At 68.3% G+C, this 8321-nt stretch carries 6 protein-coding genes and 1 other RNA gene; 4 read left to right on the forward strand and 3 right to left on the reverse strand.

What is annotated here, in order from left to right; translation table 11 throughout:
• Both HC022_RS13940 and ssrA read right to left on the reverse strand, forming a co-directional pair.
• A partial coding sequence (locus HC022_RS13940) for a DUF1194 domain-containing protein (RefSeq protein ID WP_167452847.1) occupies window positions 1-312 on the reverse strand: 312 nt, incomplete at its 3' end.
• Between the two features lie 237 nt (window positions 313-549).
• Window positions 550-902, reverse strand: a transfer-messenger RNA (tmRNA) gene (gene ssrA / locus HC022_RS13945).
• Between the two features lie 212 nt (window positions 903-1114).
• On the opposite strand from ssrA, the gene guaB reads away from it, so the two are divergent.
• The 3 genes from guaB (at window position 1115) to HC022_RS13960 (ending at window position 6136) form a co-directional block, all read left to right on the forward strand.
• Entirely contained in the window at window positions 1115-2524 is a 1410-nt protein-coding gene (gene guaB, locus HC022_RS13950) for an IMP dehydrogenase (RefSeq protein WP_167452848.1), read from the forward strand.
• On the forward strand, window positions 2521-3675 hold the full coding sequence (locus HC022_RS13955) for an RsmB/NOP family class I SAM-dependent RNA methyltransferase (RefSeq protein ID WP_167452849.1): 1155 nt from the start codon (window positions 2521-2523) through the stop codon (window positions 3673-3675). The genes guaB and HC022_RS13955 overlap by 4 nt, the downstream gene beginning before the upstream one ends.
• 193 nt (window positions 3676-3868) lie before the next feature.
• Window positions 3869-6136, forward strand: coding sequence for an ATP-binding protein (locus HC022_RS13960; protein ID WP_167452850.1), 2268 nt, complete (start codon window positions 3869-3871; stop codon window positions 6134-6136).
• A 15-nt stretch (window positions 6137-6151) separates the two neighbouring features.
• Here HC022_RS13960 and HC022_RS13965 read toward each other — a convergent pair whose 3' ends face one another.
• Entirely contained in the window at window positions 6152-6748 is a 597-nt protein-coding gene (locus HC022_RS13965; protein ID WP_167452851.1) for a gamma-glutamyl kinase, read from the reverse strand.
• A gap of 181 nt (window positions 6749-6929) precedes the next feature.
• Between HC022_RS13965 and recA the strand changes: the two genes are divergently transcribed.
• On the forward strand, window positions 6930-8009 hold the full coding sequence (gene recA, locus HC022_RS13970) for a recombinase RecA (RefSeq protein ID WP_008885539.1): 1080 nt from the start codon (window positions 6930-6932) through the stop codon (window positions 8007-8009).
• Window positions 8010-8321 lie beyond the last annotated feature (312 nt).

Consider the following 8321-nt stretch of genomic DNA (forward strand, 5'->3'; position numbering starts at 1 on the left):
GCGCTCCATGCTCACAGCGCGGGCGGCGAGCTCGGCCACGTCGCTGTCGTTGCGGATCTGGGTCCAGCCGATCGACAGGTGCTGGCGGTCCTGCCCGGCCCATTGCAGCACGGCGATGGCGACGCGGTCCTGTACGAGGATGCTGGCGATCTCGGGATCGGCGAGCGCCAGCGCCAGCCCCTCGGACTGGATCTTGTATTCGCCGGTATCGACCGAGTTCGAAACATCCATCGCCAGCAGCAGCGCAGTCTCGCAGGCCGGCGCGGGCGCGGCGAGGCAGAGGGTGAAACAGGAAGCGATGGCGCGCAGCATGGGGCGATGCTGGCAGCGCGCGGGGTTCCGGTCAATCGCGACGCCGGTCAATCGCTATGATGGTCGGGCGGTGTGATGAGGGGGGAGGCGGTGGCCGTCGATGCGATGGGCTGGCGGGCACGTTAACTTGGGCGAGCGGGCGCGGTCAGCGCAGAGAGTGAACGCGGCGCGCAGGTGCGTGCATCGACAGGTCGCTGACGGTTTGTCTGCGCCGTTCGGATATCTCGGAAGGGGGGAAGTGCAGGCTTCTGTTGCCAGGTGCCTGCGAACCCCGCCTTACGCTGCTAGGCGCAAGGGCTTAAATTTCGGTCTATCGCACCGCATTAAGCGGCGAGAGCAACCGGAGCATGATTGTCGTTGGCAATTATGCAATTTGCACCGATAACGGTGGTGGCTCACCGGGACAAAGCTACATCTTTACACGTTCGTCGATCCTGTTTCGGCCCCAGGATCCCCCCAACGAAGGGTGATTTGGTGGAGCCGCCGGGTACCGCCCCCGGGTCCGATCCGCTTATTACATGCGCGTTTATGCCCATAGTTCCCGAGGGAACGCTTTGAATATAGGCAGGTTGCGGGCGGTTTCAAAGGGGGAAAATCAAGGCTTTTTGCGCGACCTGCCGGAAGGGGGCACGGAACTGCCGCGTCGGGACGCCTCCGGCGGGAGTTTCCCGGGCAAGATGAAGGGACAGGCCGCGCCCTTGCGGCAAGGGTTGTGCAGGCTTCTGCGTCGGGGGGCTTTCCCCCGTCTGTCATCCATGCAATAGGGACGTGCCAACCGATCCCCTCCCAAGGAGCCGCCCCCATGGAGATTCGCGAGGCCCTCACCTTCGACGATGTTCTTCTCGTTCCCGCCGCGTCCTCGGTGCTTCCCAGCACCGCAGATACCCGCACGTGGGTGACCAAATCCATCGCTCTCAACATCCCGCTGCTGAGCTCGGCCATGGACACGGTGACCGAATCGCGCATGGCCATCACCATGGCGCAGGCCGGCGGCATCGGGGTGATCCACAAGAACCTCAGCGTCGAGGAGCAGGCCCGGCAGGTCCGCCGTGTGAAGCGCTTCGAAAGCGGTATCGTCTACAACCCGGTGACGCTGACCCCGGACCAGACGCTGGCGGATGCCAAGGCGCTGACCGAGCGTTATGGCTTCACCGGCTTCCCGGTGGTCGACGAGAACCACCACGTGGTGGGCATCGTCACCAACCGCGACATGCGCTTCGCCCAGAAGGACGAGACGCCGGTGCGGGTGATGATGACCTCGGAGAACCTCGCCATCCTGCGCGAGCCCGCCGACCGTGACGAGGCGATCAGCCTGATGAAGGCGCGCCGCATCGAGAAGCTGCTCGTCAAGGACACCGAGCAGGCGGTGCTCAACCCCACCGCCTGCAAGGACGATCTCGGGCGCCTGCGCGTGGCCGCGGCCACCGGTGTCGGCGAGGCCGGGGCCGATCGCAGCGCCGCACTGGTGGACGCGGGTGTGGACATCCTCGTGATCGACACCGCCCACGGCCATTCCCGCGGCGTGCTCGAGGCGGTGAGCCGGGCCAAGCGCATGTCGAACGAGGTGCAGGTGATCGCGGGCAACGTCGCGACCGGTGACGCCACCCGGGCGCTGGTCGACGCGGGCGCGGATGCGGTCAAGGTCGGCATCGGGCCAGGCTCGATCTGCACCACCCGCATGGTCGCGGGCGTCGGCGTGCCGCAGCTCACCGCGGTGATGGAATGCGCCAGGGCGGCCGGTGACGTGCCGGTGATCGCCGACGGCGGCATCAAGTTCTCGGGCGATTTCGCCAAGGCCATCGCTGCCGGCGCCTCCTGCGCCATGGTAGGCTCGATGATCGCCGGCACCGACGAGAGCCCGGGCGAGGTCATCCTTTACCAGGGCCGCACGTTCAAGGCCTACCGCGGGATGGGATCGCTTGGCGCCATGGCGCGCGGCTCGGCCGACCGCTACTTCCAGAAGGATGCGGCCTCGGACAAGCTGGTGCCCGAGGGCATCGAGGGGCAGGTGCCCTACAAGGGCTCGGCGGGCGCGGTGATCCACCAGCTCGTCGGAGGCCTGCGCGCGGCCATGGGCTATACCGGCAACGCCACCGTGGAAGAGATGCGCCGCAACTGCACCTTCGTGAAGATCACCAACGCGGGTCTTCAGGAAAGCCACGTGCACGACGTGCAGATCACCCGCGAGTCGCCGAACTACCGCATCGGATGACCCCCGCCGCGCGGATCCAGGCCGCCGCAGAGATCCTCGACCGGATCGCCTCGGGAACCCCGGCCGAGCAGGCGCTGCTCGGCTGGTCCCGTGCCTCGCGTTTCGCGGGCTCGAAGGATCGTGCCGCCGTGCGCGACCACGTCTTCGACGTGCTGCGCCGCTGGCGGTCCACCGCCGCGGCCGGCGGCGGCGAGAGGGGGCGCGCGCGGATGCTGGGGCTGCTCCGGCAGGACGGCATCGATCCCGACACCCTGTTCACCGGCGAGGGCCACGCGCCGTCGCCGCTGAGCGAAGACGAACGGGCCGCCGGGCGCGTGCCCGGGGGCGCCGAGGCGCTTGACATGCCCGACTGGCTCTGGCCCGGGTTCTCGGCGAGTCTCGGGGCCGAGGCCGTGCCCGCCGCCGAGGCGCTGCGGCACCGCGCGCCGGTGTTCCTGCGGGTGAACACCCTGCGCAACACTCTGGACGAGGCGCAGGCCGCGCTGGCGACCGAGGGCATCGAGACGCGGTCGCATCCGCTGGCGGACACGGCGCTCGAGGTGATCGCCGGGACGCGTGGCATCGCGCGCTCTGCCGCCTTCGCCGAGGGGCTGGTCGAATTGCAGGACGCCGCCAGCCAGGCGGTCGTGGCGCAGCTGCCCCTGGGGCCCGGGCAGCGGGTTCTCGACTATTGCGCCGGGGGGGGCGGCAAGGCGCTGGCCATGGCCGCGCGTCTTCGCGGGGCCGTCGAGGCGCATGACGCCGACCCGGGCCGCATGTCCGATCTTCCCGCCCGCGCCGCCCGCGCCGGGGCCGAGATCGTCCGGGCCGCGAAGCCGTCGGGGCGCTATGACCTCGTGCTCTGCGACGTGCCCTGTTCCGGCAGCGGCTCGTGGCGGCGCGCGCCCGAGGGCAAGTGGCGGCTGACGGAAGACGGGCTGACGCGGCTGCTCTCGGTCCAGGCCGGGATCCTCGACACCGTGGCGCCGCTCGTGGCGGACGGCGGCACGCTCGCCTATGCCACCTGCTCGATGCTCGCGGCTGAGAACGCGGCACAGATCGAGGGTTTCCTCGGCCGCCATGCCGGCTGGCAGGTGGTGACGCAGCGCCAGTTCCTGCCGCGCGACGGGGGCGACGGCTTCTTCATGGCCTGCCTGACGCGGACGACCTGACGCGGACGGTGTGACACGGCCCGCCTGATATGGGCGGGCCGAAACGTCGCGTCTGACGCCAGGATTTTTACCTTTCACCGGCATTTCGGGACTTGGTTTACTTTTGGTTAATGCCTCTCATGTCACATGAGGGAGAGGCATTGGGTCGAAAGGGGGGCAGGTGTCGGACATGGCTGCAGACGGGCGTCGCAGAATGCCCCTCGGCAACGGGACGTTGCGCAGCACGGCGGTGCTGCTGGCGTTGGGTGTCGGCTGCGCGGGGGCGGGGCTGCTCCTTGCCGCCGATCCGTTGCGCATCGCGCTGGTCGCTGCCGCCGTCGCCTTCGTCACCATGGCGGCGCTGCTGGGCGCGGGCGGGGTCTGGCGCAAGCGCCGCGTCGTACGCGACCTCGATACGCTCATCCGCTTTTCCGATGGCGAGCCGGTGCCGGTCATGGCGACCGACGCCGCGCTCAACCTGACCTTCGCCAACCCCGCGGCACGCGAACGTTTCGGCGCGCTCGACGGCGGCGGGCTGGTCGAGTGCCTCAATGGCAGCATCGACGGCGCGGCCGGGGTGCTGCACCGGCTGCTGGCGCGGGCCCGCGACTCCGGCGCCGCGCAGGAGGACGTGAGCTCTCCGGCCGGCCGGTACCGGCTGACGCTGCGGGTCTTCGGTGACGGCGACTGCCTCTGGCGCATCGACGCGGGCACGCTGCCGGATGCGGCGGGCGACGATCGCGATGAGCCGCCGGTGCTGACGCTGGGGCGCAGCGGCGCGGTGCTCTACATGAACCGCCGCGCCCGCGCCTTGCTTGGCCGCCGCATCAAGCGGCTCGAGGATGTGCTCGAGGACGGGCCGCTGCGGCCCGGCGCGGTGAACCGTTTCCTCACGCCCGAAGGCCCGCGCGAGTTCACCGTGCGCTGCGTCGACACCGGCGTCGGCCGGCGCGAGGTGGTGCTGACCCCGGTGCACGAGGACGAGGCGCAGACCGCCACGGCCGAGGGCTTCGACGACCTGCCGGTGCCGCTCATGCGGCTCAGCGCCGACGGCAGCGTGCTGCGCGCCAACGCGGTGGCCTGCAAGCTGCTCGACGTCGACCGCGCCGAGGGCCGCAACATGGTCGAGTTCATGGAGGGGCTCGGCCGCTCCATCCCCGGCTGGCTGACCGAGGCCGCGGCCGGGCGCGGGCTGCACCGCTCCGAATTCCTGCGCCTGACCCGGCAGGACCGCGAGGTCTTCGTGCAGGTGACGCTGAACCGGGTGCGCAGTTCCGGCCGGCCCGAGCTCATCGCGGTGCTGAACGATGCGACCGAGCTCAAGACGCTCGAGGCGCAGTTCGTGCAGAGCCAGAAGATGCAGGCGATCGGCCAGCTCGCCGGTGGCGTGGCGCATGATTTCAACAACCTGCTGACCGCGATCTCGGGGCATTGCGACCTGCTTCTGCTGCGCCACGACCAGGGCGATCCGGATTACGCCGACCTCGTGCAGATTAACCAGAACGCCAACCGCGCCGCCGCGCTGGTGGGCCAGCTGCTGGCGTTCTCGCGCAAGCAGACCCTGCGGCCCGAGGTGCTCGACCTGCGCGACACGCTGTCGGATCTCACTCACCTCCTGAACCGGCTGGTGGGCGAGAAGGTGCAGCTCTCGCTCTCGCACGACCCGGTGCTGCCGACCATCCGCGGCGACCGGCGGCAGCTCGAGCAGGTGATGATGAACCTCGTGGTGAACGCCCGCGACGCCATGCCCGACGGCGGCGAGATCGTCATCGAGACCGAACGGCGGGTGGGCATGGAGCCGATGATGCGCGACCGGGCCGTGGTCGAGCCCGGCGACTACGCCTCGGTCAAGGTCATCGACCAGGGAGTCGGTATCCCGCAGGACAAGCTGCAGAAGGTGTTCGAGCCGTTCTACACCACCAAGCGCACGGGCGAGGGCACCGGGCTCGGGCTCTCGACCGTCTACGGCATCGTCAAGCAGACCGGCGGCTTCATCTTCGTCGACAGCACCGCGGGGAAGGGCAGTTGCTTCACCTTGCTGTTCCCCGCGCTCGAGATCCAGCCCGGTACTGAGCCGCCGGTGCGGGTGGCGCAGAAACGGACCATGCCCAAGACCGGTACCGGCGTCGTGCTGCTGGTCGAGGACGAGGCGCCGGTGCGCGCCTTCGCCGCCCGTGCTCTGCGCCTGCGCGGCTACACGGTGCTCGAGGCCTGCAACGCCGAGGAGGCGCTCGAGATGCTCGAGGACGAGAGCCTCAAGGTCGACGTCTTCGTCACCGACGTGGTGATGCCGGGCATGAATGGTCCGAGCTGGGTGCGCGAGGCGCTGAAGGCGCGGCCGGGAACACGGGTGGTCTTCGTCTCGGGCTACGCCGAGGACGTCTTCTCGGAAGGCGGCGATCCGGTGCCGAACTCGGTGTTCCTGCCGAAACCGTTCTCGCTCAACGAGCTCACCGAAACGGTGCACCAGCAGCTCGCCTGAGCGGAGCGGGTGTGGTCAGTCTGCCCGGGCACTTTCCCACAGGGCGAAATCCGCCGCGCATTTTCGGCGCAGCACCTCTTCGACCTTGGGCGAGAGCCGAAGCTCCGCCCGGGGCGAGACATTGCTGCGCGGCAGGTCGAGCGTGAGTCCGAGCCGGTCTTCAAGGAAGCCCGCGATTCCCGCCTGGTTCTCGTAGCGGATGAGATGCGACACGGCGGTGCCGTTGGGGCGGGCCTCGATGAACTTGGACTGGCTGCCGACATTGGCGAAGGGCGGGCGATCGCCCCTGGTGTAGGCGGTGACGAACTCGTCGAAGCTGATCCCGCTGGTCGAGGCCGGCCCGCCGTCGAGAAAGGGCCGCTGGCGATAGCGATACCACGAGCCCAGCCAGGACACCGGCTCGCGCACCACGGCCATAAGCTCCATCTGGCCGCCGACCTTCTCGAACATCGGGCGGAAGAAGCGGTTGTAGCGGTATACCGGCGCGTGCTTGAGCTCGGGCGGGTCCAGCACCGCCAACGAGGCATGCGGCGCCAGCGCCGTCTCGTAGGCGGAACTTCCGGTCTTGGGGACCGCGAGCAGCACCAGACGCGCCTTCCAGAACACCAGCATCGACAAATACCTCGCGCCACCTCAGAGCCGTAAACCACTCTTTAACCCCGTCCGGAAAGAGTGGTCCAACAAAATTCATCTTGTAATGTTCTTCTTTTGGTCTCATACGTCTTGAGAACAAGAGGTGAACGAAAGCAGCGATTGCCGCCCTTTCCGGGGTGTGAAATAAGGATCGAAACGCATGGCAACGGCAGATCTTCTGACTATGGACAGCAAGAAAAACGCAGACCGCCAGAAGGCGCTCGATTCCGCGCTGGCGCAGATCGAGCGTCAGTTCGGCAAGGGCTCGATCATGAAACTTGGTGGCGACAACGCCATGAAGGACATCGAGGCCACCTCGACCGGCTCGCTCGGGCTCGACATCGCGCTCGGCATCGGCGGCCTGCCCAAGGGCCGGATCATCGAGATCTACGGTCCCGAGAGCTCGGGCAAGACGACGCTGACCCTGCACGTGGTCGCGGAAGAGCAGAAGAAGGGCGGCGTCTGCGCCTTTGTCGACGCGGAACACGCGCTCGACCCGCAATACGCCAAGAAGCTGGGCGTCGATCTCGACGAGCTGCTGATCTCGCAGCCCGACACCGGCGAGCAGGCGCTCGAGATCACCGACACGCTGGTGCGCTCGGGCGCGGTCAGCCTCGTGGTGGTCGACTCGGTGGCGGCGCTGACGCCGAAGTCCGAGCTCGAGGGCGACATGGGCGACAGCTCGGTCGGCGTGCATGCGCGCCTGATGAGCCAGGCGATGCGCAAGCTCACCGGCTCGATCAGCCGCTCGAACTGCATGGTGATCTTCATCAACCAGATCCGCATGAAGATCGGCGTGATGTTCGGCTCGCCCGAGACCACGACCGGTGGCAACGCCCTGAAGTTCTACAGCTCCGTGCGCCTCGACATCCGCCGCATCGGCTCGATCAAGGACCGCGACGAGGTGGTGGGCAACCAGACCCGCGTGAAGGTGGTGAAGAACAAGGTGGCCCCGCCCTTCAAGCAGGTCGAGTTCGACATCATGTACGGCGAGGGCATCTCGAAGACCGGCGAGCTGCTGGATCTTGGCGTCAAGGCCGGCGTCGTCGACAAGTCGGGGGCCTGGTACTCCTACGGCGACGAGCGCATCGGGCAGGGCCGCGAGAACGCCAAGACCTTCCTGCGCGAGAACCCGCGGCAGGCGATGGAGATCGAGGACAAGATCCGCGCCGCCCACGGGCTCGACTTCCATATGTCCGAGGACGGTCGCGACGACGACGGCGACGTGATGGAGAGCTGAGGCTCTGTATTTCCGGAACGGCAGTTTTTGCGGGGCGCTCGGTGGAGCGCCCCGTTTTCGTTTCGGGGGGGGGCCGAGGGATGGATATGGTCTCGGAGGTGCGGCTTGTCGGAGCTCCGGTTCGGCTGGCGTAGGGGAAGGGGGCGAGCCCGCGCTGAGCTGTGCGCTTCGAGAGTGTGTCGCGCGTGAACCCGTCGGTCCGGACGTCCGGGGCTGCGTGCGCGGCGAGGGCAGGAGGGGGCGCTGCCCCCGTCTCCTGCGGAGACTCCCCCGGAGTTTATCCGGCAAGATGAAGGGGCCGGGTTGCGCGGG

The organism is Salipiger sp. HF18, assembly GCF_011806505.1.
In the GTDB taxonomy this organism is placed as follows: domain Bacteria; phylum Pseudomonadota; class Alphaproteobacteria; order Rhodobacterales; family Rhodobacteraceae; genus Salipiger; species Salipiger thiooxidans.